The sequence below is a fragment of the Flavobacterium sp. UGB4466 genome (genome assembly GCF_903469665.1).
GTDB lineage: Bacteria > Bacteroidota > Bacteroidia > Flavobacteriales > Flavobacteriaceae > Flavobacterium > Flavobacterium lipolyticum.
In genome coordinates this window covers 9092-32429 of sequence record NZ_CAGKLC010000015.1, presented here as the reverse complement: position 1 = coordinate 32429, position 23338 = coordinate 9092, and the positions used below count along the sequence as shown (strand labels likewise).

General features: G+C 35.8%; 22 protein-coding genes. 17 read left to right on the top strand and 5 right to left on the bottom strand.

The window, feature by feature from the left end; translation table 11 throughout:
* Positions 1-55 precede the first annotated feature (55 nt).
* Both JO950_RS06390 and guaA read right to left on the bottom strand, forming a co-directional pair.
* Positions 56-1975 (bottom strand): LysM peptidoglycan-binding domain-containing protein, encoded by a 1920-nt coding sequence (locus tag JO950_RS06390; protein ID WP_202701887.1) that lies wholly within the window; start codon positions 1973-1975, stop codon positions 56-58.
* A 62-nt stretch (positions 1976-2037) separates the two neighbouring features.
* Positions 2038-3567: a glutamine-hydrolyzing GMP synthase gene (gene guaA, locus JO950_RS06385; protein WP_202701886.1), complete on the bottom strand. Its 1530-nt coding sequence runs from the start codon at positions 3565-3567 to the stop codon at positions 2038-2040.
* 237 nt (positions 3568-3804) lie between these two features.
* Here guaA and JO950_RS06380 point away from each other — a divergent pair, with 237 nt between their 5' ends.
* A complete protein-coding gene (locus tag JO950_RS06380) occupies positions 3805-4332 on the top strand; it encodes a hypothetical protein (protein ID WP_202701885.1) in 528 nt (175 codons plus the stop codon).
* Between the two features lie 532 nt (positions 4333-4864).
* Here the strand turns inward: JO950_RS06380 and JO950_RS06375 are convergent.
* Positions 4865-5578 carry a hypothetical protein gene (locus JO950_RS06375; RefSeq protein ID WP_202701884.1) on the bottom strand — a complete coding sequence of 238 codons (714 nt, stop codon included), beginning with the start codon at positions 5576-5578 and terminating at the stop codon, positions 4865-4867.
* A gap of 554 nt (positions 5579-6132) precedes the next feature.
* On the opposite strand from JO950_RS06375, the gene JO950_RS06370 reads away from it, so the two are divergent.
* From JO950_RS06370 to JO950_RS06300, 15 genes are all read left to right on the top strand, one after another.
* Positions 6133-7056 (top strand): DnaJ C-terminal domain-containing protein, encoded by a 924-nt coding sequence (locus JO950_RS06370; protein ID WP_202701883.1) that lies wholly within the window; start codon positions 6133-6135, stop codon positions 7054-7056.
* Positions 7046-7351 (top strand): chaperone modulator CbpM, encoded by a 306-nt coding sequence (locus tag JO950_RS06365; protein ID WP_202701882.1) that lies wholly within the window; start codon positions 7046-7048, stop codon positions 7349-7351. Before JO950_RS06370 ends, JO950_RS06365 begins: the two co-directional genes overlap by 11 nt.
* A gap of 162 nt (positions 7352-7513) precedes the next feature.
* Entirely contained in the window at positions 7514-7897 is a 384-nt protein-coding gene (locus JO950_RS06360) for a RidA family protein (RefSeq protein WP_202701881.1), read from the top strand.
* Between the two features lie 122 nt (positions 7898-8019).
* Entirely contained in the window at positions 8020-9276 is a 1257-nt protein-coding gene (locus JO950_RS06355) for a voltage-gated chloride channel family protein (protein ID WP_202701880.1), read from the top strand.
* Positions 9277-9395: 119 nt separating this feature from the next.
* Positions 9396-10400 (top strand): bifunctional oligoribonuclease/PAP phosphatase NrnA, encoded by a 1005-nt coding sequence (locus tag JO950_RS06350; protein ID WP_202701879.1) that lies wholly within the window; start codon positions 9396-9398, stop codon positions 10398-10400.
* 7 nt (positions 10401-10407) lie between these two features.
* Positions 10408-11049, top strand: coding sequence for a gliding motility-associated peptidyl-prolyl isomerase GldI (gene gldI / locus JO950_RS06345; RefSeq protein WP_202701878.1), 642 nt, complete (start codon positions 10408-10410; stop codon positions 11047-11049).
* A 16-nt stretch (positions 11050-11065) separates the two neighbouring features.
* On the top strand, positions 11066-12142 hold the full coding sequence (locus JO950_RS06340; protein WP_017497308.1) for a peptidylprolyl isomerase: 1077 nt from the start codon (positions 11066-11068) through the stop codon (positions 12140-12142).
* A 41-nt stretch (positions 12143-12183) separates the two neighbouring features.
* Positions 12184-13326: a peptidylprolyl isomerase gene (locus JO950_RS06335; protein WP_202701877.1), complete on the top strand. Its 1143-nt coding sequence runs from the start codon at positions 12184-12186 to the stop codon at positions 13324-13326.
* Between the two features lie 211 nt (positions 13327-13537).
* Positions 13538-14437 (top strand): DMT family transporter, encoded by a 900-nt coding sequence (locus JO950_RS06330; protein ID WP_202701876.1) that lies wholly within the window; start codon positions 13538-13540, stop codon positions 14435-14437.
* A gap of 85 nt (positions 14438-14522) precedes the next feature.
* The gene (locus tag JO950_RS06325; RefSeq protein WP_202701875.1) at positions 14523-14879 is read left to right on the top strand and encodes a DoxX family membrane protein; all 357 of its coding nucleotides are present in this window, start codon (positions 14523-14525) and stop codon (positions 14877-14879) included.
* Between the two features lie 29 nt (positions 14880-14908).
* Positions 14909-15616, top strand: coding sequence for an aquaporin Z (aqpZ, locus tag JO950_RS06320; RefSeq protein ID WP_070906880.1), 708 nt, complete (start codon positions 14909-14911; stop codon positions 15614-15616).
* Positions 15617-15647: 31 nt separating this feature from the next.
* Positions 15648-15890 (top strand): GlsB/YeaQ/YmgE family stress response membrane protein, encoded by a 243-nt coding sequence (locus tag JO950_RS06315; RefSeq protein ID WP_017497303.1) that lies wholly within the window; start codon positions 15648-15650, stop codon positions 15888-15890.
* A 145-nt stretch (positions 15891-16035) separates the two neighbouring features.
* Positions 16036-16863 (top strand): sterol desaturase family protein, encoded by an 828-nt coding sequence (locus tag JO950_RS06310; protein ID WP_202701874.1) that lies wholly within the window; start codon positions 16036-16038, stop codon positions 16861-16863.
* A gap of 120 nt (positions 16864-16983) precedes the next feature.
* Positions 16984-17262, top strand: a complete 279-nt coding sequence (locus JO950_RS06305; RefSeq protein ID WP_017497301.1) for a DUF2805 domain-containing protein — start codon at positions 16984-16986, stop codon at positions 17260-17262.
* Positions 17263-17361: 99 nt separating this feature from the next.
* Positions 17362-19221, top strand: a complete 1860-nt coding sequence (locus JO950_RS06300; RefSeq protein ID WP_202701873.1) for a peptidase M61 — start codon at positions 17362-17364, stop codon at positions 19219-19221.
* Positions 19222-19360: 139 nt separating this feature from the next.
* Here the strand turns inward: JO950_RS06300 and JO950_RS06295 are convergent, their stop codons facing one another.
* Positions 19361-19807, bottom strand: a complete 447-nt coding sequence (locus tag JO950_RS06295; protein ID WP_202701872.1) for a hypothetical protein — start codon at positions 19805-19807, stop codon at positions 19361-19363.
* 173 nt (positions 19808-19980) lie between these two features.
* Positions 19981-22305 carry a GH92 family glycosyl hydrolase gene (locus JO950_RS06290; RefSeq protein ID WP_202701871.1) on the bottom strand — a complete coding sequence of 775 codons (2325 nt, stop codon included), beginning with the start codon at positions 22303-22305 and terminating at the stop codon, positions 19981-19983.
* 178 nt (positions 22306-22483) lie between these two features.
* Here JO950_RS06290 and JO950_RS06285 point away from each other — a divergent pair, with 178 nt between their 5' ends.
* Positions 22484-23107, top strand: coding sequence for a M949_RS01915 family surface polysaccharide biosynthesis protein (locus tag JO950_RS06285; RefSeq protein WP_202701870.1), 624 nt, complete (start codon positions 22484-22486; stop codon positions 23105-23107).
* The last annotated feature ends 231 nt before the right edge of the window (positions 23108-23338 follow it).

Sequence of the window (23338 nt, the reverse complement as noted above, 5' to 3'; positions counted from 1 at the left end):
AAGTTACAAAATTCTCTGTAAAACAAAATCCCTGCCACTTGTTTTTCTGCATTGCTTATTCTCTAAGATCAATCTCGACCTTAGCAATACTCACCTCTTTATATAACTCATCTTCCTCTTTTTTCTTGCATTGATATAGTGCTTCTTCCATGTTTTGGTACTTATCGGAGTACACATAGTACGAAAGACTATTAATATTAAAAAAGAAACTGGCGTTAAAATCGCCGGAATCAATGAGTTTCATAATAAGCTTATCCCTTAGCGTTGCGTCTGTAAATATACCTAAAACTAAGTAATAGCCGTTTGAAACTCCGCGAAGATTATCAAAAACTTCCACCTTTATCGTTTTGTCCCTTTTAAGCGGATTTTCCTTTAACTCCTGTTTCATTTCTTCCGATGAGATCATTTTTGAATCGCCAATGAATCCGTTTTTTTTCTGATTTTTAATCGCCTGATCCTGATACTTTTTCAATTTCAGCAAGGCCACTTTATCATCAAAATTTCGGGCTTCCATGCTATAGTAAGATGCTTTACTAATATGTCTCTTCACTTCGATCTTCTTCTGATTATCCAGTGAGTCAATTTTGGCAATCAAGAGCTGATTCTTTGCATCACCCTGCTCCTGCTCTATTTTGTACTGCTTTATTTCTTCAAGTGAAAGACGTTGCTGTAAGGAAACCGGATTATTATTTTTTTCGCTTTCGCGGATTTTTTTCTTGTACTCCTGGTTTTCGGCTACAGCGATTTTTTCGACTTTATGCATTAAACCGGCATATACTTTTCGGTTTTCTGCCAACTCTTTTTTTAACTGAGACGATAATTCATTCGTTTTTCCAATACTTTCGTAAGACTGTTTTTCCAGTCTTTTTGATTCGTCAACATTTAAAATATCTAATCTTTTCAAATCGACCAGATCATCATTCATAGTACGAACCAGCGAATCCAGTTTCGCCATTAAAACATCCTGCACATTTTTATTCGCTTCCAGTACCAATCGCAATTTTTCAACTGAATTTTCTTTTGAGCCATTCATATCATTCAGATTGATTTTCAAATCATTAATTTTTATAATTTTCTGATTCATTTCTTTCTGAACAACCAAACGGTCTTTCAAATCTTCCAATTCCACTGTTTTGGCTTTTGTTTTTTCCACCACTACCTGTTTTTCGGCCAGAGCAATCATCAGTTCTTCGCTTTCATTTGTTGGCTTTACACCTTTTGTATTAATGGCCAGCTTATTTCCAACAATCAGTCCGTTTACGATTTCAGGATTCTGCGATTCCAGCTGATCAATCGAAATTCCATATTTTTTAGCGATCGAAAACTTCGTTTCTTTAGGCTCGACCACATGAAAAACAGTTTCCTGATTGATGACACGAACTCGTCCGTCTAAAGTTTTTCGTTTATTCGGAATCGCAATAGTCTGTCCAACTTGTAATCCATTTTGAAGAATATTTTTATTCCCGTTTTCCAAATCCAAAACCGAAACATTATACTGTCTCGCAATACTAAACAAGGATTCTTTTGCCACAACCTGATGGCTGACTTTTGAAGAAATTGTACTTTCATTTTGAGAAAGGTCTCCGGAACCTTGCGGAATAATTAGTTGCTGACCAATCTGAAGTCCGTTGGAAAGAATCGCCTGATTGGCATTCTGAAGAACTTCCACCGAAATGTTATACTGTTTTGCTAAACCAAAAAGAGTTTCTTTTGCGCCAACAGTATGAGTAATCTGCTGACTGGAATTTGGTTTTTCAGAGGAACGGACAGGAATCTTGATCAGCTGATCGTCCTTGATTCCGTTTTGTGATTCGGGGTTGAGTTTGTAAATTTCTTCTACCGAAACCTTGTACTTTTGGGCAATAAAGTAAGCAGTTTCCCCCTTTTGAATCCGATGCTCAATAATTGAATCTTGCGCAGTTATTTTGTTAAAAGACAAAACAAACACAAGAGAAATCGTTAAAAATTCTCTCATAAATAGTAGGTTTAAAAAATTAAGGCGTTACAAATGTAACGCCTTAATTTTAAAAAATAGTACTATTCCCACTCAATTGTTGCTGGTGGTTTTGAGCTGATATCGTAAACCACACGATTCACGCCTTTTACTTTATTGATAATATCGTTAGACACTTTCATTAAGAAATCATACGGTAAATGAACCCAGTCTGCCGTCATACCATCTGTTGATTCTACAGCTCTAAGCGCTACTACTTTTTCGTAAGTACGCTCATCGCCCATTACACCAACACTGTTTACCGGAAGCAAGATTGCTCCTGCCTGCCAAACTTTATCATACAATCCCCAAGATTTTAATCCGTCAATAAAAACGGCATCCACATCTTGTAAAATCTGAACTTTTTCCGGAGTAATGTCTCCTAAAATTCTAATTGATAATCCTGGTCCCGGGAAAGGGTGTCTTCCTAATAACTCAGGATCTATTCCTAAAGTAGCTCCTACTCTTCGAACTTCGTCTTTGAACAGCATTCGAAGCGGCTCTACAATCTGTAATTTCATATAATCCGGCAATCCACCTACGTTATGGTGCGACTTGATCGTTGCCGATGGTCCTTTTACCGAAACTGACTCAATTACATCAGGATAAATAGTTCCCTGTGCCAGCCATTTTACATCTTCGATTAGGTGTGATTCATCATCAAAAACTTCGATAAATACACGTCCAATTGTTTTACGTTTGGTTTCAGGATCACTGATTCCTGCTAATTCTGACAGAAAACGATCGCCTGCATCTACTCCTTTTACGTTCAATCCCATTCCTTTGTATTGATCCAATACATTTTCGAATTCGTTTTTACGCAAAAGTCCATTATTAACAAAAACGCAATATAAATTTTGTCCAATTGCTTTGTTTAATAGCACTGCCGCAACAGTAGAATCTACTCCTCCTGACAATCCTAAAACCACTTTATCATTTCCTAATTTCTCTTTTAACTCCGCTACCATTTCTTCTACGAAAGCTCCTGGTGTAAAGTTTTGAGGAACATCAGCAATATCTACTAAAAAGTTTTTCAGCATTTTTGATCCTTCAGTAGAATGAAAAACTTCAGGATGGTACTGAATAGCATAAGTAGTTTCACCTTCAATTTTATAAGCAGCAAATTCTACATCATGTGTGCTTGCTAATTTTACAGCATTAGTTGGTAAAGCTTTGATACTATCACTATGGCTCATCCAAACCTGGCTGTTTTCAGAAACTCCGTTGAAGAAAACTTCATTCTCTTTAATATAAGACAAATTAGCTCTTCCATATTCTCTGGTGTTCGAAGCTGCTACTTCACCTCCACTAAAATGAGCTAAGTATTGTGCTCCGTAACAAACTGCTAACATTGGAAGCTTGCCTCGAATTTGAGATAAATCAGGATGTGGAGCATCTTCTGCACGAACAGAAAAAGGACTTCCTCCTAAAATTACGGCTTTATAAGGTGATAAATCACTAGGAAAGTGATTGTAAGGAAAAATTTCGCAGAATATATTTAATTCGCGAACTCTACGCGCAATAAGCTGAGTATATTGCGATCCGAAATCTAAAATAAGTACGTTGTGTTGCATGCGCAAAAGTACTTTTTATATTCGAATTTGAAAAATGGAATTTTGATTTTTTTTTCTTTAAAGGTTCTAAGGTGCTGAGTTACTAAGATTCTAAGGCTCATTTTTACCATAAAAATAAAAACTCAACATCTTTACAACTTAGTACCTCAGAACCTTAGTATCTTAGAATCTCAGCACAAAAAATCCAAAAACCAATTTATTTCGTATGTAACGAAAAACCCAAATTAAAATTTAACTATGAAATCAAAATTAATTGCCCTTTCTCTCTTTTTGTCTTTGTTTTTAAGCTCTTGTGATGCTGTCGATAATTTATTGACTTTTACGATTTCAAACGAAACTTCTATTCAGATAAAGAGTACTTCTCCTATCAATCTGCCTTCGGAAATTATCACTCCCGATGTCACTACAAATTCTTCTGCCGAGTTTGAGAACAACAAAACCAAAGCCAGTTTAGTAAAAGATGTTAAACTGAAATCCCTTAAACTAATGATCACAAATCCAACCGATAAAACCTTTACGTTTTTAAAATCGGTTCATTTGTATATCTCTACGACAGATTCTGATGAAATCGAACTTGCGTATCAGGATAACATCAATTCCTCTGCCAACAGCATCGATTTGATTTGTACCGATGCAAGACTGGACCAGTACATTAAAGCAGATAAATACAAAATCAGAACAAAAGTTACTTTGAAAGAAACACTTACTAAAGATGTAACCGTAAAAGCAGAAATGAAGTTTAGAGTGACTGCGGATCCGTTCTAGGAAAGGTTCTGAGATACTGAGATACTGAGATACTGAGATAATGAGATAAGTGAGATAATGAGACACTAAGGTTCTAAGTTTTTTTTCGAAAGACTTAGAGCCTTTGTTTTTTTGATCTCCTAACACCTCAAAAAAACTATCACATGCTCACCCAATAATCAAGCAGTTACCACTTTTTAGGAAACTTAGAACCTTAACATCTCAGCCCCTTAGTATCTTAAAAAAATCACTCTTTCGTCACAACAATCGAAGCCTTAAATCCAGCGGCAAGGTTATCCCAATGATCACGTAGTCATCATATATTAAAAAACTTAGAACCTTAGCATCTCAGCCCCTTAGTATCTTAAAAAACTGTAGTAAGGTTACCCCAATATTCATGTAATTATCATATATTAAAAAACTTAGAACCTTAGCATCTCAGCCCCTTAGTATCTTAAAAAAAACTATTGCAAGGTTATCCCAATGATCACTAATTATCATTTTTTGAAAAACTTAGAACCTTAGCATCTCAGCCTCTTAGCACCTTAAAAAGCTATTCTTTTGTCACAACAATCGAAGCCTTAAATCCAGCGGCAAGGTTATCCCAGTAATCATTGGTTACTAATTGTCCTTTATCATCATAGACTTGGATTTCTGCAGTGTTTCCGCCCAATGTACCAATATTTAAAGCTTCAAAATCTAATTTATTAAACCCTGCTGCGAGGTTTATTTTTACTTCTTTAAAATTGGGCCCCAGTAGTATCTGACTGGCGATTACGGCATCATTTGATGAAACTTTGACCAAATCGCCATCAATGGCTCCAAAGTCTCTTAATTTTATGATGAAATATTGCGATTTTGTTCTAAAATCTCCCAAAGAGATATTTCTTTTTATCAACGTTCCGCGTCCTTCTTTCAAACCCGCATCTCTTAAAGCTTTGTCTAAATCTTTCTCCATTTTAGGCACGTAACGATCTCCCGGATTGGCAAAATCAGTTTCGGTAGACATGGTGAACTTACTTTTCTCTGCCCCAATCTGAAATTGAGATTTTGGAGTAATACTGGTATTATCAAAAACATTAGGCGTTTTAATTCCTGGCATATCCAGATTTTCACCCTGAGGATCTTTTATTTCCGGAATTGGAGTCTTTTTGGGTTTTGCTCCAAATTTAGGTGCCGCAATAGGCTTGAATTTAGTTCCAAATTCCTTTTGTGCCGATACGGTAACAGCAGTAAAAAATAATATGAAGAATAAAATGTGTTTCATTGAAAAAGTATTATCGAATCGGCTTTTATATTTGCTTTAAAATCAGGATCTGGAATCACAAAAATAGCATAATATAGTTAAGCACTACAACTTTAAGACTTTTATAACACTATATTATGCCTTTTTTTGGAATCAAAAAACCTGCCAAAAACTGCAAATCTGATGAGATTAATTTCAATTTTAAAACTTCAAATTCCAAATCAATCGAGGGCTTCTGAAACTATGTAAATGTTATTTTTTTAATATTCGAAAAACATCGTTTTGATAATTAGCAACTTATTCCTAACTTCAATCTTTTTAAAAGCAGCACTAAAGATCACCTTCTGCAAAAAAAATCAACACATGAAAACATAATTTTTTATGCGCAGGAAAAAATGTCTGAGAGAAATCTATTTCTTTCCCATGGGGCTCTGCGTTTTATTTAAAATGGAACGTCTTTTTTTCAGAAAGAAAATCTATGTCTCTATGTGTTAAAAACAATGACACTTATAAAACATACTCTTATCTCTTTATAAATACCTGATAAAATAGCTAATTTATTAAATTTTCAATCCATGGATTATATTGATTATTACAAAGTATTAGAAATCACAAAGTCTGCAACTGAAGCTGAAATCAAAAAGGCATATCGAAAACTGGCACGAAAATACCATCCTGATTTAAACCCCAATGACAAGGAAGCGGAAAGAAAATTCAAAGAAATAAATGAGGCCAACGAAGTCTTAAGCAATCCCGAGAATCGTAAAAAATACGACAAATACGGGAAAGACTGGAAACATGCCGATGAATTTGAAAAAGCAGGTTACGATCCTAACCAACAGCAATATTCCCGACAACAACAAGGCAATCAAGGCTACACTGATTTTGGTGGCGAAAACTTTTCCGAAAGTGATTTCTCTGATTTCTTCAATTCTATGTACGGTTCTTCAGGAAGAAGCTCCAGAGGTCAGGCAAAATACAGAGGTCAGGATTTTAATGCCGAATTACAGTTAGATTTAGCATCCGCTTACACGACTCACAAACAGAATCTAAGTGTTAACGGAAAAAATATCCGAATCACCATTCCGGCCGGAGTCGAAAACGGACAGATTATCAAAATTCCAAATCATGGTGCACCCGGTGCAAATGGTGGTCCAAATGGCGATTTATACATCACTTTCTTAATTGATAATGATTCCGATTTTAAGCGGGAAGGCCATAATTTATATGCCGATGTTGAACTGGATTTATACACCGCTATTTTAGGAGGAGAAATTTTTGTAAAGACTTTTGACGGAAAAGTAAAAATAAAAGTCCCAGCCGAAACTCAGCCCGGAACTAAAGTAAAATTAAAAGGCAAAGGCTTTCCGGTATACAAAAAAGAGAATCAGTTTGGTGATTTATACATTACCTACACTATAAAAATTCCAACCCAACTGTCTGCCAAAGAAAAAGAATTATTTGAAGAACTAGCTAAACTAAGAAATCATGAGCAATAAAAACTTAATCCATATCAAACAATTTTGTGTGTATCACGAAATTGAGAACACCTTTATAACGGAGTTGCATAATTACGGTTTAGTCAAAATTATACTACTTGAAGAGGACGAATATTTCCAACCGGAACAATTGCCAACTGTTGAAAAAATGATACGCCTACATTATGATTTGAAAATTAATCTCGAAGGCTTGGATGTCATTGCAAATCTATTAGGCAAAATAGAAGAGCTTCAGCAAAACCTTACTGCTACCCAAAATAAACTTCGTCTTTACGAACAGCATCAAATCGAGTAAAAAACAATTTGACGCTTTAAAATATCACAAAAAAGAAGGAATTCCGAAATGATTTCAATTCAATCGTACTCTTTTTCATTGCATATTTTATAAATTGCGACTCTATTAACCAATCCGAATTTACCTTAAAAACAAAGAAGTAAATTCAATAAACCAAAAGAAATGAAAAGAGAAAACATCTTAACAGGATCTCCTTGGGAAGACAAAATGGGATATTGCCGTGCTGTAAGAATTGGCAACATCATTGAAGTTTCAGGAACTGTAGCTATTGTTGATGGTGAAAAAATAAAAGCTAATGATGCTTATGCACAAACTTACAACATCCTGGAACGTGTTGAAAAAGTTTTAGAAGATTTAAATGTTGGAATGAAAGATGTGATCAGAACGCGAATTTTTACTACTGATATTTCGACTTTCGAAGAGGTAGCAAGAGCGCATTCCTCCTTTTTTAAAGATGTAAAACCAACAACAGGGTTCTATGAAATCAGTAAACTGGTTGCTCCTGAATATCTAGTTGAAATTGAATTTACAGCTGTTGTACAATAATTTTTTAGTCCCGAATTCACGATTTTTATTTAGCCACAGATTAAGGATTAAAAAAGATTATTTTTGTCTCAATTAAAATTCGTTTTATTCTTGAATTCGTGGCTAAAAAACTTAGTTTATTAATGGCTTTTCAAAACCTAAAAAAAACACTGCTTACTATTTTCAAATGGATTCTCATTTGTGTTCTAATAGGTGTTTTGTCCGGATCTGCTTCTGCATTTTTCTTACTTTCACTGGAATGGGTTACGCAATTTAGAATTCAGCACGACTGGCTAATCTGGCTTTTACCTCTTGGCGGATTACTTGTTGGATTTAGTTATCATTATTGGGGAGAATCTGTTGTAAAAGGCAATAATTTATTACTCGAAGAATACGAAACCCCAAAAAAAGTCATTCCTTTTAAAATGGCTCCTCTCGTGCTTTTAGGAACCTTACTGACGCATTTATTTGGAGGTTCTGCAGGACGTGAAGGCACAGCAGTACAAATGGGCGGTGCTATCGCCGATCAATTTACTAAACTTTTCAATTTAGATAATACCGAACGCAGAGTCCTCATTATCCTCGGCATCAGTGCCGGTTTCGCTTCTGTTTTTGGGACTCCGCTTGCAGGTGCCATTTTTGCCTTGGAGGTTTTGTATTTCAGTCAAATTAATATCAAAAGCATCCTTCTCTCTTTTTTGGTTGCCTATGCTGCTTATTTCACCGTTGAATTCTGGCAGGTAAAACATACCCATTACAACATTCCGGTTGTTCCTGAAATTAGCCTAACCACTTTATGTTATGTAATTTTAATTGGTCTCTTATCCGGTTTTGCGGCTCTGCTTTTCTCGAGAAGCACCCATTTCTGGGGTTCGCTTTTCTCCAAAAACATCAAATATCCCCCCTTACGTCCTTTTATTGGCGGAATTGTTTTGTCTATTGTCCTTGCAGGTTTCGGACTCACAAAATTCTCCGGACTGGGAGTTCCGGTAATTGTCGATTCTTTTACAAATGCTAATCCGTGGTACGATTTCCTGCTTAAAATTCTATTCACCGGATTTACTCTCGGAGCAGGATTTAAAGGTGGCGAAGTAACTCCATTGTTCTTTGTAGGGGCTACTTTAGGGAGTGCTTTGTCTCTGGTGATTCCATTACCCATTGCTTTTTTAGCGGGTTTAGGATTTGTAGCAGTGTTTTCAGGAGCCACACACACTCCTATTGCCTGTACCATCATGGGAATGGAACTTTTTGGAGTTCAACCCGGATTATTCATCGCTATTGCCTGCCTTATAGCTTATTTCTCCTCCGGTTCTGTTGGAATTTACAAATCACAAATTATAAAAGGAGCTAAGTATAAGTTGTATCAGAGACTACAGCGAAAAGAACTGGAAAACCTCTAGTACGCTATAAGCTATAAGCTTTAGGCTTTCGACTTTGGACTTTGGACTTTGAACTCAGCACAATTAACTTATAAAAAATGATTTCAGCATTACATTAAAAAAATGTAAATTCGCACACTATGAAAATACAAGACATTCAAGCGATACAGTTATTACTCGCAACCCCAAAGAAAATTGCCATCATTCCTCATAGAGGACCTGACGGTGATGCTATGGGTTCAACCTTAGGGTTATACCATTTTTTGTTAAAAAACAATCATCAGCCAACAGTAATTGCTCCTAATGATTTTCCTAACTTTTTAGCCTGGCTTCCAGGTTCTGAAACGGTTAAAATATTTGAAAAAGATACTGAAAACTGTACCAAAATATTAGAAGAAGCTGAGCTTATTTTTACACTGGATTTTAATGCTTTTCATCGTACAGGTGAGATGGAACATACTCTTGTGAAGCTAACCGCTCCGTTTATTATGATTGACCATCATCAGAAACCGGATGATTATGCACTTTATACGTACTCTGACACTTCGTTTGGATCTACCTGTGAAATGGTCTATAATTTTATTTCTTTCTTAGGCAAAAAAGAAGATTTAGACAAAACCATCGCCACTTGTATCTACACAGGAATATTAACGGATTCCGGCTCGTTCCGCTTTCCGGGAACAACAGGAAATACACACCGTATCATTGCTGAACTAATCGATTTAGGTGTCGAAAATACTCAGATACCCGTTTTGTTGTTTGACAACAGTTCTTACAGCCGTTTGCAATTGTTAGGACGTGCGTTACAAAACATGAAAGTTCTGGAAGAACACAAAACCTCTTATACTTCGCTTACTCAGGACGAACTGGACGCATTCCATTATGTAAAAGGCGACACAGAAGGTATTGTTAATTACGGATTAAGTATAAAAGGTATTGTTTTTACTGCTATTTTTATCGAAAATAAAGACGAAAAAATCATTAAAATCTCTTTCCGTTCACAAGGAGGATTTGATGTAAACCAGTTTGCAAGAGATCATTTTAATGGCGGCGGACACAGTAATGCAGCGGGAGGAAAATCAGAGACCTCAATGGAAGAAACTTTGAAAAAATTTGAAGATTTAGTAAACAAACTAGAAATATAACCCAAATATGAACTACTTAAAACGAAGCAGTTGCGCCCTACTTTTTGCTGTTTTATTGGTTAGCTGTAAACAACATGAAGATGCCAGAAGACCTATTTCTCAGGCCTCCGGTACTTTTATGAAAAAATCAGCCGATCGAAATAAAAAATTAGTAGCCAATGAAGAGGATGTTATCAAAAAAATAATCAAAAGCAATCCGAAAACAAAATACTATGCCACCCGAAAAGGATACTGGCTGTATTATGACGAACGAAATGAAACTGATCTTCAGACTCCTAAAAAAGGAGATATCGCTTATTTTAATCTGGAAATAAAAGATATCAATGGCAAAATAATCTATTCTGAAGCCGATCTGGGTCCGCAAACCTATTATGTAGACAAGCAAGACATTATGATGGGATTGCGTGACGGTATAAAAATGATGCATAAAAACGAAACCGTGACTTTCTTATTCCCTTCGCATATCGCCTACGGATATCATGGAGACAATAAAAAAATAGGCCCCAATCAATCCTTAATGTGTACTGTTACACTTCGTAACTTTGTACCGGATCCAGCTGCTAATCCAACAACTACAGCTACACAAACCCCTAAAACAACAGCTCCTAAAACTGTAACCCAAGCTAAAAAAGATACCTTAAACCCATAAAAACAACCTTTTAAAAATGAAAAAAAGTATTCTACTAGTATTACTTGCCGTTAGTTCATTATTCTCTTGTAAAGACGAACACAGCAACCTGCCTGATGGTTTATATGCGGATATTGAAACCAATAAAGGACACATTATTGTTGAATTGGATTATAAAAAAGCACCTGTTACAGTAGCTAATTTTGTAACTTTAGCCGAAGGTAAAAGCGAGTTTGTTACTAAAGATTACCTAAAAGGAAAACCTTTTTACGACGGATTGAAATTTCACAGAGTTATTGAAAATTTTATGATTCAGACCGGAGATCCTGAAGGAACTGGTTCTGGTGATGCAGGATACCGATTTAAAGATGAGATCACCGATTTAAAATTTGACAAAGCTGGTGTTTTAGCAATGGCAAACAATGGTCCGGCTACAAACAGCAGTCAGTTCTTCATCACACATGTTGAGACTCCATGGTTAGACGGAAAACACACTATTTTTGGTCATGTGGTTGAAAAAGGACAGGAAGTGGTAAATCAGATCAAACAAGACGACAAAATTGTTTCGGTAAAAATTATCCGAAACGGTGAAGCTGCCAAAAAGTTTGATGCCATAAAAGTATTTCACGATTATTTCTCTGAAATTGCTAAGGAAAAAGGGAAATACGCTGGTGTACAAAAAGAAAAAGTAGCGTATTTAGCCTCTATTAAACCTAAAGCGACTAAAACCAATTCAGGGCTAGAATTTGTAATCACTGAAAAAGGAACAGGTAAAAAACCAGCTACAGGAGCTCAGTTGTACATCAATTATTCGGGCTTTTTAGAAGACGGTACTTTATTTGATTCAAGCGTAGAAGAAGTTAATAAAGCTTTCGGAAAATTTGATGCTGCAAGAGCCGAAGCACACGGATACCAGCCAATTCCTTTCCAGGCAGGCCGTAAAGACGGAATGATTCCCGGTTTTATTGAAGGAATTGAGCAACTTTCTTTTGGAGACAAAGCAGTACTTTTTATTCCTGCACATCTGGCTTACGGAGCAACCGGTGCCGGCGGAGTAATTCCTCCAAATGCTAATATTATTTTCGAAATTCAATTATTAGAAAAACCTCAATAATTCATTTTTAAAAAACATTATAGACTTAAATTCGGAACATCATGAAGTTTAAATTTCTATTTTTATTTTGCCTGGCAGTTGTAAATATTCAGGCTCAGGCTACCAAAAAACCAGTAGCCAAACCAAAGCCAAAAACAGCAGCTACAGCAGCAAAAATAGCCCCTAAAACCAATCCTGGCGAAGGCATTTTTGCTACAATAGCCACCACAAAAGGAGATATTGTAGTTTCTTTAGAATATGTAAAAACACCGGTAACTGTGGCTAACTTTATCTCGTTGGCAGAAGGCACGAACCCAAACGTTAAAGTGGAAAAACTTAAAGGTAAACCCTTTTACGACGGATTGAAATTTCACCGAGTAATCAATGATTTCATGATTCAGGGTGGAGATCCTGACGGAAATGGTACAGGAGGTCCCGGATATGCATTTAAAGACGAATTTGTACCAGAATTGAAATTTGAAAAGGGCGGAGTTTTAGCAATGGCGAATTCAGGTCCTGCTACAAACGGAAGTCAGTTTTTCATCACACATAAAGATACACCGTGGTTAAACGGTAAACATACTATTTTTGGGCATGTAGTTTCGGGAATGGACAATGTTAATAAAATTGTTCAGGACGATATTATGACTAAAATTACCATTACACGCAAAGGTGCTGCAGCCAAAAAATTTGATGCTGTAAAAGTACTTGCGGAAGATGCAAAAAAACAAGATGTAAAAAAAGCAGAATCTCAAAAAGTGATTACTGAAAAAGCAGCTTATTTTGCCGCTACAAAAGCGAAAGCTACTGCAACAGCTTCCGGTTTAAAATATGTCGTTACACAAAAAGGAACAGGCGTTAAAGGAGCTGACGGATCTAACATTTACTTTCACTATGCAGGATATTTTGAAGATGGAAATCTTTTTGACAGTAGTATCTCTACCGTAGCGAAAGCTTATGGTAAATACGATGCCAACCGTGATGCCCAAAAAGGATACAAAGCATTCCCTTTTGTTGTAGGCAAAAAAGACGGAATGATTCCTGGTTTTATTGAAGCTTTAGACATGATGACAGATGGAGAAAAAGCTATATTCTTCCTTCCTTCTAATCTAGCTTACGGAGAAAAAGGTGCCGGAGGTGTAATTCCGCCAAACGCCACTTTAATCTTTGAAATCGAAACTTATAAAGAGCAGCCAGTAAAGTAATTCAAAGTACCTTACCGGACTTAAAATCAACCACCACGATATATTTTGTGGTGGTTTTTTATTTTATACCATCCTGTCAAATCTTCAATTTTAAACCTCACGAAAAGAACGAAATAAACACAATCACAACGTTTCTGAATATTTTCTATTAAATCCTAAACAAAATAGCTTACCTTTGCCGGCTTAAATTTTTTAAAATAAACAGATTAAGATGTCACAAAACAATGTATTAAAAGGAGTATTTTTAGTAGCCTTAGGAGCTACAACTTATGGAATGTTAGCCACTTTCGTAAAAATGGCCTACACAGAAGGATATACTACTGCCGAAGTAACTACCTCTCAATTTGTATTAGGAATCATTGGTATTTTACTAATCAATACGTTCCAAAAACTAAAACATAAAAACAATGTTGTGAAAGCAACTCCAAAAAACATATTCAGCTTAATGCTTGCCGGTACTTCATTAGGAATGACGAGTTTGTTTTATTATTTGGCTGTAAAATATATCCCTGTTTCAATTGGTATCGTTTTACTAATGCAAACAGTCTGGATAGGAGTTTTACTCGAAATGATCTTAGAAAAGAAATTACCTTCCAAGCAAAAGGTCTTTTCGGTATTTATCGTTCTTATAGGTACTGTTTTAGCCACTAATATTTTACACAACGAAATCGAACTGGACTGGAGAGGACTTGTTTGGGGAATGTTAGCCGCTGCTTCTTTTACCACTACTATGTTTACCGCTAATCGCGTTGCGACAGAAATCTCGTCGGCACAACGTAGTTTGTACATGCTGTTTGGAGGTGCCATTATCGTATTTTCATTTGCCTTGGCGACACAGGTTACTCCTTTTAATCTTGCTATTTTTGCAAAATGGGGAATTGTATTGGCTTTATTCGGAACTATTATTCCTCCGATGTTAATGAATCTTGGATTTCCATTAACAGGAATTGGTCTTGGAAGTATTGTTTCTGCCCTTGAACTGCCAGTTTCGGTAACCATGGCCTACGTTTTATTAAATGAAGAAGTAATTCTTTCACAATGGATTGGAATTATTCTAATCATTTTAGCCATTGTTATTATGAATGTAAATTTCAAACGCAAGAACAGTTAATTTAGAAACACTCTAAAAAAAAGCCTCTTGTAGTGCAATAATTGTTAATTTTTTTATAAATTCGTGATAAACAATCCTATTTATCATGAATTTACCCTGGCATTTGTATTTAATGGCTTCGCTCTATATTATTGCCGGATTAAATCATTTCAGAAAACCGGGAATGTACTTAAAGATCATTCCTTCATTTTTTTCAAATCCTAAATTAATAAATATTTTAAGTGGTGTTGCCGAAGTTATCTTCGGCATACTCCTCCTGATTCCTGTTACCTCTCATTTTGGTGCATGGGGAATTATAGCTACTTTAATTGCTGTATTCCCTTCCAATCTTTATATGTATCAGAATAAAAAAGCAAGTTTTGGTTTACCCAAGTGGATTTTGTTTCTACGCTTGCCCATTCAGATTGTCTTGATTTTTTGGGCATACCAATATACTTTTTAACAATCAACTATTAATTAAAACTATTTATTATGAAAAAATTATTTGCAGAGTTTTTTGGAACTTTTTGGCTGGTTTTTGGAGGTTGCGGAAGCGCAATTTTCGCAGCCGGAATTCCTGACTTAGGAATCGGATTTGCAGGTGTTGCACTGGCTTTTGGTTTAACCGTACTTACAATGGCTTATGCCGTAGGACATATTTCAGGAGGCCACTTTAATCCGGCTGTTTCATTTGGTTTATGGGCAGGCGGCAGATTTCCTGCAAAAGACTTAATTCCTTACATAGTTGCACAATGCGTTGGTGCTCTTGCAGCCGCAGGAACTTTATTCACCATTGCATCAGGAAAAGCAGGTTTTGCCATTGATAATACCAAAGCGGGAGCTTTTGCTTCTAATGGTTTTGGAGCCTTCTCCCCTGACGGATATTCCTTGCAATCTGCTTTTATCGCTGAGTTTGTACTAACATTGTTTTTCTTATTAGTAATTTTAGGAGCTACAGATAAATTTGCCAACGGAAGATTTGCGGGTGTTGCAATTGGTTTTGCTCTAACCTTAATACACCTAATCAGTATTCCAATTACCAATACTTCTGTAAATCCTGCAAGATCATTATCTCAGGCCATTTTTGTTGGTGGAGAGCCGCTTTCTCAAGTCTGGCTGTTTTGGGCAGCTCCGATTCTGGGTGCTATTGTAGCAGGTTTCATTTATAAAACCTTACTGCAAAATCACGCCGAAGCTTAATCAACTCTCTTTAACCTCAAAAAATTATCATATGGAATTTTTATATTTTTTACTTATTGGTGCCATATCAGGATGGCTTGCAGGTCAGATCTGGAAAGGTGCAGGTTTTGGATTATTGGGTAATATCGTCGTAGGAATTGTTGGCGGTATTATTGGTGGCTGGATTGCCGGTAAATTAGGTATCGGTGGTGGCGGACTTCTTTGGCAAATTATAATTGCTGTTGGAGGAGCCTGGGTTTTACTGTTCATTATCAGCTTAATCAAGAAAGCATAAATCTTTGCTTATAACTATCATAAAAGAGAAAATCAAATATACTTCTATTCGGTTTTCTCTTTTCTTTTTTCGGAAGAACTTACATTTATTCGTATGCTTCAACAATCTGAATCCCCCTTATTTTGTATCACTCTAATACAACCTTATGAATGATATTATTGCCTATTTCAGTACAATTCCGTCTTCACACAGAAGCTTAATTCTGGTTGGAGGAATTACCTTTTTTTGGATGATCGAAAATACCTTTCCTCTTTTCCAGATGCACTATCGAAAATGGCAGCATGCCGGAATCAATTTTTTCCTGACTTTCACTACCATAATTGTCAATTTTGTTTTGGCTTTTATTTTAATTAAAACTGTAAACTGGACCGTTGAAAACCACTTTGGACTGCTGCAATGGTTACCTGCTTTACCACTTTGGCTTTACACCATCATCGGTTTGCTCTTGTTGGATTTAATTGGTGCGTATACTCCTCATTATGTACAGCACAGGTTCAAATTTTTATGGCGTTTTCATCTTGTACATCACACCGATACCTGGATTGACACTACATCTGCAAATCGGCATCACCCCGGCGAAAGCATCATCCGATTTATCTTTACAACCCTTGGGGTTTTAATCATCGGAAGCCCAATGTGGATGGTTTTTCTATACCAAACCTTGTCTGTTATTTCTACGCAGTTTACTCATGCCAATATATCATTGCCTCAAAAACTAGACACTTTACTGAGTTATTTTATCGTTTCTCCCAATATGCACAAAGTACATCATCATTACGTTCTGCCGTATACAGACAGTAATTATGGCAACATTTTTTCGGTTTGGGATCGTCTGTTTGGTACTTTCACCACTTTACCCAAAGACAAAATAATCTATGGCGTAGATACCCACATGGCTGTTGAAGAAAACAACAATTTGAAAAATCTATTAAAAATACCGTTTCAAAAATCGAGATCAGCAAAAAACAGTTAAAATCATTAAAAAAAACAGCATTCATCGAACCAACTAATTATTTTTTTTATTAATATTGATACTTAAATTGAAAATCAATCTATTAATCATTAACCTCTATTTTGAATTAATTTTCACGTGATGAAAAAGAGTAACCGCAAAGAATTGAATTGGGAACAAACTGAAAAAATTGTTTCGTTAGCCTTAGAAGAAAAAAATCCATTTGAAATCATAAAAAAGGAATTTGGATTGGCAGAAAAAGAAATTCTGGAAATCATGAAGAAGAAAATGCCCCTTGAGAAATTTGAGATGTGGAAAAAAAAGGCCATTGCAAATAAACCAAAACCAAAGCCAGTTAAAATAGATGATTTTGACGAAGATTTGGATGGCAAATATTATATAAAAAACAAACTAGATTAAGATAGAACTCCTGAAATCCAGGAGTTTTTTTTTATTTTTAACCGAAATGTAACTTTTTTACCTTTTGCGAGTCAAATAGCAATAACCAAATATGAAGAAATGAAAAAAATACTTTACACCCTAGCTCTGGCAGTTACACTTTGGAGCTGTAAAACCGGGAGTTCCTCCAGTACCGCAAAAAACAATGTTGTAGACGTAAACATTAATCTTGTTGATGTAAAAGACGACAAAGTTCTGGTAACGGTAACCCCTCCGCAAATAAAAACTGACGAAGTAATTTACAGCATCCCAAAAACGGTTCCGGGAACTTATTCTACAGATAATTACGGTAAATTTTCAGGTGATTTTAAAGCCTTTGATGCCAAAGGAAATGAATTAACGGTAAAAAGAATTGATGACAACTCCTGGTCTATTTCAGATGCAAAAAAATTAAAAAAAGTAACCTATTGGGTAGGAGATACTTTTGATACTGAAAAAGGAACGGGATTTGGAAATGATGACGTATTTTCTCCTGCCGGAACAAATATCAATGCGGGCGTTAATTTCTTAGTTAACACACACGGTTTTGTAGGTTACTTTCAGGATAAACTAGAAATTCCGTATAAAGTTACAGTAACACATCCTGAAACACTTTGGGGAGCCACTTCAATGACAGACGAAGATGCAAGCAAAACAAGTGACGTTTTTACCACTTCCCGCTATGCTGTTTTAGTCGAAAATCCGATCATGTACTCTAAACCTGATTATACGACTTTCAACGTAAATGGAATGGATATTTTAATCGCCGTTTATTCTCCAACCGGAAAGTTTACAGCCGAAAGCATCACTCCTGAAATGAAGACGATGATGACAGCGCAGAAAAACTTTTTAGGCAAAGTAAATGCTAACAAAAAGTATACTGTTCTTTTGTATCTGTCAAGTATGGCTAAGGATGATGCCCACGGTTTTGGAGCATTGGAACATCCAACCGCTACAACAGTTGTTTTACCGGAATCTATGCCTAAAGAAAAACTGGTAGAATCAATGAAAGATGTAGTTTCGCATGAATTTTTTCACATCGTAACTCCGTTAACCATTCACTCTAAAGAAATTCAGTTTTTTGATTACAATGCCCCAAAAATGTCGGAGCATTTATGGATGTACGAAGGAGTAACAGAATATTTTGCTAACCTGTTTCAAATCAATCAGGGCCTAATTAACGAATCTGAATTTTACACCCGTATTGCTGATAAAATCGAACACGCAAAAGGCTTAAACGATACCATGTCATTTACCGTAATGAGTAAAAATGTACTGGATCAGCCATATAAAGATCAATACTTAAATGTATATCAAAAAGGAGCTTTAATTGGAATGTGTATTGACATCATCATCAGAGAAAAAAGCAATGGAGAAAGAGGAATTCTGGATTTAATGCACAAATTATCGAATGAATATGGTATTGAAAAACCATTTAACGATAACGAACTTTTTGCTAAAGTAACTGAATTGACTTATCCTGAGGTTGGTGAATTCTTAAACAAATATGTGGCAGGAACCACTCCTATTCCATATGACTTTTATTTAGCAAAAGTTGGCGTGGCCAAAGCTTCTGAAAAAGCTCCGGCACCAGTTTTCATTAAAGGTCAAGCACCTTATATTGGAGTTGACAAAGCTACAAAAGCCATAAATATTCGTTCTAATATCGACTTGAATGTGTTTTTTACTAATTTAAATCTTAAAGGAGGCGATATCATTCTTGCCGTAAACGATAAAGCATACAATTTCGACAACATTTATGATTTGATTGGTGAAAGTGATAACTGGAAGGAAAATGATCCAATTACGATTAAAATAAAACGTGCCGGTGTTGAGCAAACGATCAAAGGAACTGTAAAAATTCCGTTTGAAGAAAAAGAGACTTTTAAAGCAACAGACGCTTCCAAAGAAAAACTAAAAAATGCATGGTTGAAAGGATAGTTCTTTTCGACTCAAACACAAAAAAAACCGACAAGAGATTGTCGGTTTTTTTTATAATTATTATTTGATCTAACAGACTAAAACGGTAACATCGCTCAGTGTGACACCTGTTTACCCTTTAGGTTATAAATCTTTTTAACTACTTCTTCTTTACTGGAAATTTCCAGTCAAATTCATCTTTATCGTTAATGATCGCACCGACTTCAAACTTCACTACTTCGTCAAATTCTGTTTGAAGGATGAACCAGTTGTCTTCATTAAAGTAATTCTCGAAAGTATCAAAAGTTTCCTGATTGTATTTTGTAATTCCTTTTGTTGCTAAATCTTTCTTTACATCAGCAATTTTTCTTCCGATTAATTTGAATCCAAAAACTTCCAAATCGCTGCTTGAAGCTACTAAATAACCTAATTTCAAGTCTTCTTCCTGATAAAACGTCAATCTGATCTTTTGTGCATTGTATACAAAAATCACATTGTCATCTTCATCTTTATAATTTTTATCAGGCTTTCCTAAAGCAGCTGTAACATCGTTCTGCTTCATTCCGAAAAGCAATTTTTCAATTCCTGATTTTAGATTTATCTTCATGTTTACTTTTATTTAAAGTGCAAATTTCGGGAAGTTTTTTGTTGTTTCGCTATTAATTACACAAATTTTCTCAAATTTAAACCTTACACTTTTTCAAGTTCTTTTTTTTGGTAAGTCAGGCTTCGACTTCGCTCAGCCAGACAATGTTAATCAATACAACTCATAACTCATAACTAATAACTCTTATTCGGTTTAGCGCTCATATAAAATGTGATCTTGCCTCCGTTTACCACATCAGCATGTTTCAGAAAAGGCTTATCTAATTGTTTTCCATTCAAAATTACCTTGCTCACAAACACATTTTTATCGGATTGATTGATGGTTTCTACTTCGAATTTCTTTCCGCTTTCCAAATTAAAAGTAGCCTTTTTCACTAACGGGCTTCCTAATGCATATTCGTCAGAACCCGGTGCTACAGGGTAAAAACCTAAACTGCTAAAAATATACCAGGCACTCATTTGTCCAAAATCATCATTTCCTCCTAAACCGTCAGCTCCGTTTCGGTACATTTTTTTAAGGATCATTCTAATTTTGTCCTGAGCTTTCCACGGTGAATTGGTCCAGTTGTATAAATAAACGACATGGTGCGAAGGTTCGTTTCCATGAACATAATTCCCAATGATTCCATCTCTGGTGATGTCTTCCGTGTTTTCAAAATATTTATCCGGCAAATGCATGTTGAATAAGGAATCCAATCGAACTTTAAATTTTTCATTTCCTCCCATCATTTGAATCATATCAGCAGGATCCTGCGGAACATACAAACTGTAATTCCACGAATTTCCTTCAATGAACCCCTGACCATGTGTATCTAACGGATCAAATTCTTTCTTGAAAGTTCCGTCATTTAACTTCGGACGCATGAACCCCGTTTGCGCATCGTAAACGTTTTTATAATTTTTAGATCTTGAGATAAATTCATTATAGATTTCCGTTTTACCTAATTTCTTTGCAGCCTGTGCAATCGCCCAGTCATCATAAGCATATTCGAGTGTTTTTGAAACCGAAGCACCATTTTTATCTTCCGGAACATAACCTTTTGTCATATAATATTCCAATCCGTCATAATAAGGCACTTTTGCGGTTTTCACACAAGCTTCAAGTGCTTTTTCAGGATCGAAATTGATATTGCCTTTTACAATGGCATCGGCAATTACAGAAACGGAATGATACCCGATCATGCACCAGTTTTCATTGGCATAATGCGACCAAATTGGCAGCATCTTGTGCACACTTTGATCGGAGTGCGCCAACATAGAACTGATCATATCCGAATTTCGGGAAGGCTGTACTATATTGAATAATGGATGCAAAGCGCGATAAGTATCCCATAAGGAGTAACTGGTATAATTTTTAAAGTTTTCGGCTTTATGTACGTTCATATCCAAACCTTTGTAGTTCCCGTCTAAATCGATGTATTCTGTAGGACCTAAAAAGGCATGGTACATGGCAGTATAAAAATTCACTAAATCTTCTTTCTGAAGGGTTTCTACCTGAATTTTGTTCAACTCGTTATTCCAGACTTCCTGGCTTTGTTTTTTTACTTTTTCGAAATCCCAACCCGGAACTTCTTTTTTCATGTTCTCAACTGCCCCGGCAGAACTCACAGGAGACAGAGCCATTTTGATTTTAATTTTCTCTCCTTCTTCCGTGTCAAAATCAAAGAACAATTTTAAATTCTGACCCGCCATTTCAGGAAAGTTTTTGGTTTGATCAAATCTTCCCCAAAAGCCTCTGTACACACTTTTCTCCACTGGAGCCTGTCCGTAATTTTTAATAGGTTTACTAAAACTCATCGCAAAATATACGGTTCTGGTTCGTGCCCAGCCGTTGGTCTGACGATATCCGGTAATCAAAGTATCGTTTTCTACCCGAACAAAAGTCCATACATTCTTTTTATCGTAATTGTAAATTCCCGAAGTCAAATCTAAAATGATATGTGCATCCTCGGATTTTGGAAAGGTATATTGATGCATTCCTACGCGGGTTGTCGCCGTAAGTTCGGCTTTGATCTTATGATCTTCCAAAAGTACACTGTAGTAAGCGGGCTCTGCTTTTTCGGTAGTATGAGAAAATGCCGATCGATAACCGGACAATGGTTTTGAAGCAACACCGGGATTTAGCTGTAGCTTTCCGGTTGTAGGCATAATTAAAAAGTCGCCCAAATCAGAATGTCCAGTTCCGCTAAAATGCGTATGACTAAAACCTACGATCGTTTTATCTTCGTATTGATATCCGGCACAATACTTGTAAACCTCTCCATTGTATTTTCCATTTGTACTGTAGGCAATTGTATCGGTTTCAGGACTTAACTGTACACTTCCAAACGGAACTGTTGCTCCCGGATAGGTATGGCCCATTTTGGCGGTACCAATCATAGGATCAACATACTGAATCAAATCTCGTTTCTCAATTGTTTTTTTCTGAGCATTAGCGGTATAACCGAATATTAAAAAGGATAATCCAAAAACAAAATTTTTACAATTTATTCTATTCATTAGTTTTCTTTTAATCATTACTTTTTACTTAAAAACAGCATTTGGCACTCTACTAAATCGATTTACCAATACTTTCAGATTCGAAAAATACAACAAAATATGCTTTTTAAAAAATATAAATTGATCTGATCTCAAAAGCTTTTAAATATCTTTGGTTCTATAAAACATCACACTATTTATGAAAAGCTCTATTTTATTCTGCATCTTTTTTTATACCACATTTGGTTTTGCGCAAAAAACAGAAAGTCATAAACTCACCCAAAAAGAAATCGCTCAAAGAGAACTTGTCGGTGTTTCGGAATTTCCAATCTACAAAGCAGTCGAGTGTTCTGATAAAAGCGGTGTGTATGAATTACTTCTCTGCGAAAATCAAAAAACGATTTCAAAAAAAGACACCTTAAACACGAAGATACAGGCCATTTATACGCTGAATGATCATGGCGGTTTTCTTGAAAAATGGAGGATTAATGATTTACTAGAAGACAGTGATCCTAAAGAAACTACTATCTCTTTTTGGACAAAATACTGCAGCACCACCGATCTTGACGGAGATGGGCTTATCGATCCGGTGATTGTTTACGGTACGAGAACGGAATACAACGAGATAAGGCGCGTTAAAATTATTACGATCTACCAAAACAAAAAATATGCAATTCGTGCCGTAGAATGCGATCTGGATTATTGCAGAAGTTTTAAAAAAGATTCAACCTGGAATTTACTTCCTCTAAAAACAAAAACCTATCTTAATTCATTAGTTGAAAGGTTAAGAAAGGAGCAGAATTTACTTTTGAAAGACGGATAATAAGTAGGAAGTTATGAGTTATGAATTATGGGTTATGAGTTGCGAGTTGTGTTTAAGAGTTCCGAAGGAACGACCTATTTACAGCAATGGATTTCGATCCGTTGAAAAAATCATACAACACGTTCAAGAGTTCCGAAGGAACGACATATTTATAGCAACGGATTTCGATCCGTTGAAAAAATCATACAACACGTTCAAGAGTTCCGAAGGAACGACATATTTATAGCAATG

What these genes read in the sequence shown, in the direction of transcription:
- JO950_RS06350 (WP_202701879.1), top strand. Translation starts at nt 9,396, where the DNA reads ATGAAAATACAAGACATTCAAGCGATACAGTTATTACTCGCAACCCCA.
- JO950_RS06365 (WP_202701882.1), top strand. Translation starts at nt 7,046, where the DNA reads ATGAGCAATAAAAACTTAATCCATATCAAACAATTTTGTGTGTATCAC.
- JO950_RS06355 (WP_202701880.1), top strand. Translation starts at nt 8,020, where the DNA reads ATGGCTTTTCAAAACCTAAAAAAAACACTGCTTACTATTTTCAAATGG.
- JO950_RS06295 (WP_202701872.1), bottom strand. Translation starts at nt 19,807, where the DNA reads ATGAAGATAAATCTAAAATCAGGAATTGAAAAATTGCTTTTCGGAATG.
- JO950_RS06370 (WP_202701883.1), top strand. Translation starts at nt 6,133, where the DNA reads ATGGATTATATTGATTATTACAAAGTATTAGAAATCACAAAGTCTGCA.
- JO950_RS06375 (WP_202701884.1), bottom strand. Translation starts at nt 5,578, where the DNA reads ATGAAACACATTTTATTCTTCATATTATTTTTTACTGCTGTTACCGTA.
- JO950_RS06290 (WP_202701871.1), bottom strand. Translation starts at nt 22,305, where the DNA reads ATGAATAGAATAAATTGTAAAAATTTTGTTTTTGGATTATCCTTTTTA.
- JO950_RS06300 (WP_202701873.1), top strand. Translation starts at nt 17,362, where the DNA reads ATGAAAAAAATACTTTACACCCTAGCTCTGGCAGTTACACTTTGGAGC.
- JO950_RS06390 (WP_202701887.1), bottom strand. Translation starts at nt 1,975, where the DNA reads ATGAGAGAATTTTTAACGATTTCTCTTGTGTTTGTTTTGTCTTTTAAC.
- JO950_RS06305 (WP_017497301.1), top strand. Translation starts at nt 16,984, where the DNA reads ATGAAAAAGAGTAACCGCAAAGAATTGAATTGGGAACAAACTGAAAAA.
- JO950_RS06315 (WP_017497303.1), top strand. Translation starts at nt 15,648, where the DNA reads ATGGAATTTTTATATTTTTTACTTATTGGTGCCATATCAGGATGGCTT.
- guaA (WP_202701886.1), bottom strand. Translation starts at nt 3,567, where the DNA reads ATGCAACACAACGTACTTATTTTAGATTTCGGATCGCAATATACTCAG.
- JO950_RS06360 (WP_202701881.1), top strand. Translation starts at nt 7,514, where the DNA reads ATGAAAAGAGAAAACATCTTAACAGGATCTCCTTGGGAAGACAAAATG.
- JO950_RS06325 (WP_202701875.1), top strand. Translation starts at nt 14,523, where the DNA reads ATGAATTTACCCTGGCATTTGTATTTAATGGCTTCGCTCTATATTATT.
- JO950_RS06380 (WP_202701885.1), top strand. Translation starts at nt 3,805, where the DNA reads ATGAAATCAAAATTAATTGCCCTTTCTCTCTTTTTGTCTTTGTTTTTA.
- JO950_RS06335 (WP_202701877.1), top strand. Translation starts at nt 12,184, where the DNA reads ATGAAGTTTAAATTTCTATTTTTATTTTGCCTGGCAGTTGTAAATATT.
- JO950_RS06330 (WP_202701876.1), top strand. Translation starts at nt 13,538, where the DNA reads ATGTCACAAAACAATGTATTAAAAGGAGTATTTTTAGTAGCCTTAGGA.
- gldI (WP_202701878.1), top strand. Translation starts at nt 10,408, where the DNA reads ATGAACTACTTAAAACGAAGCAGTTGCGCCCTACTTTTTGCTGTTTTA.
- aqpZ (WP_070906880.1), top strand. Translation starts at nt 14,909, where the DNA reads ATGAAAAAATTATTTGCAGAGTTTTTTGGAACTTTTTGGCTGGTTTTT.
- JO950_RS06285 (WP_202701870.1), top strand. Translation starts at nt 22,484, where the DNA reads ATGAAAAGCTCTATTTTATTCTGCATCTTTTTTTATACCACATTTGGT.
- JO950_RS06340 (WP_017497308.1), top strand. Translation starts at nt 11,066, where the DNA reads ATGAAAAAAAGTATTCTACTAGTATTACTTGCCGTTAGTTCATTATTC.
- JO950_RS06310 (WP_202701874.1), top strand. Translation starts at nt 16,036, where the DNA reads ATGAATGATATTATTGCCTATTTCAGTACAATTCCGTCTTCACACAGA.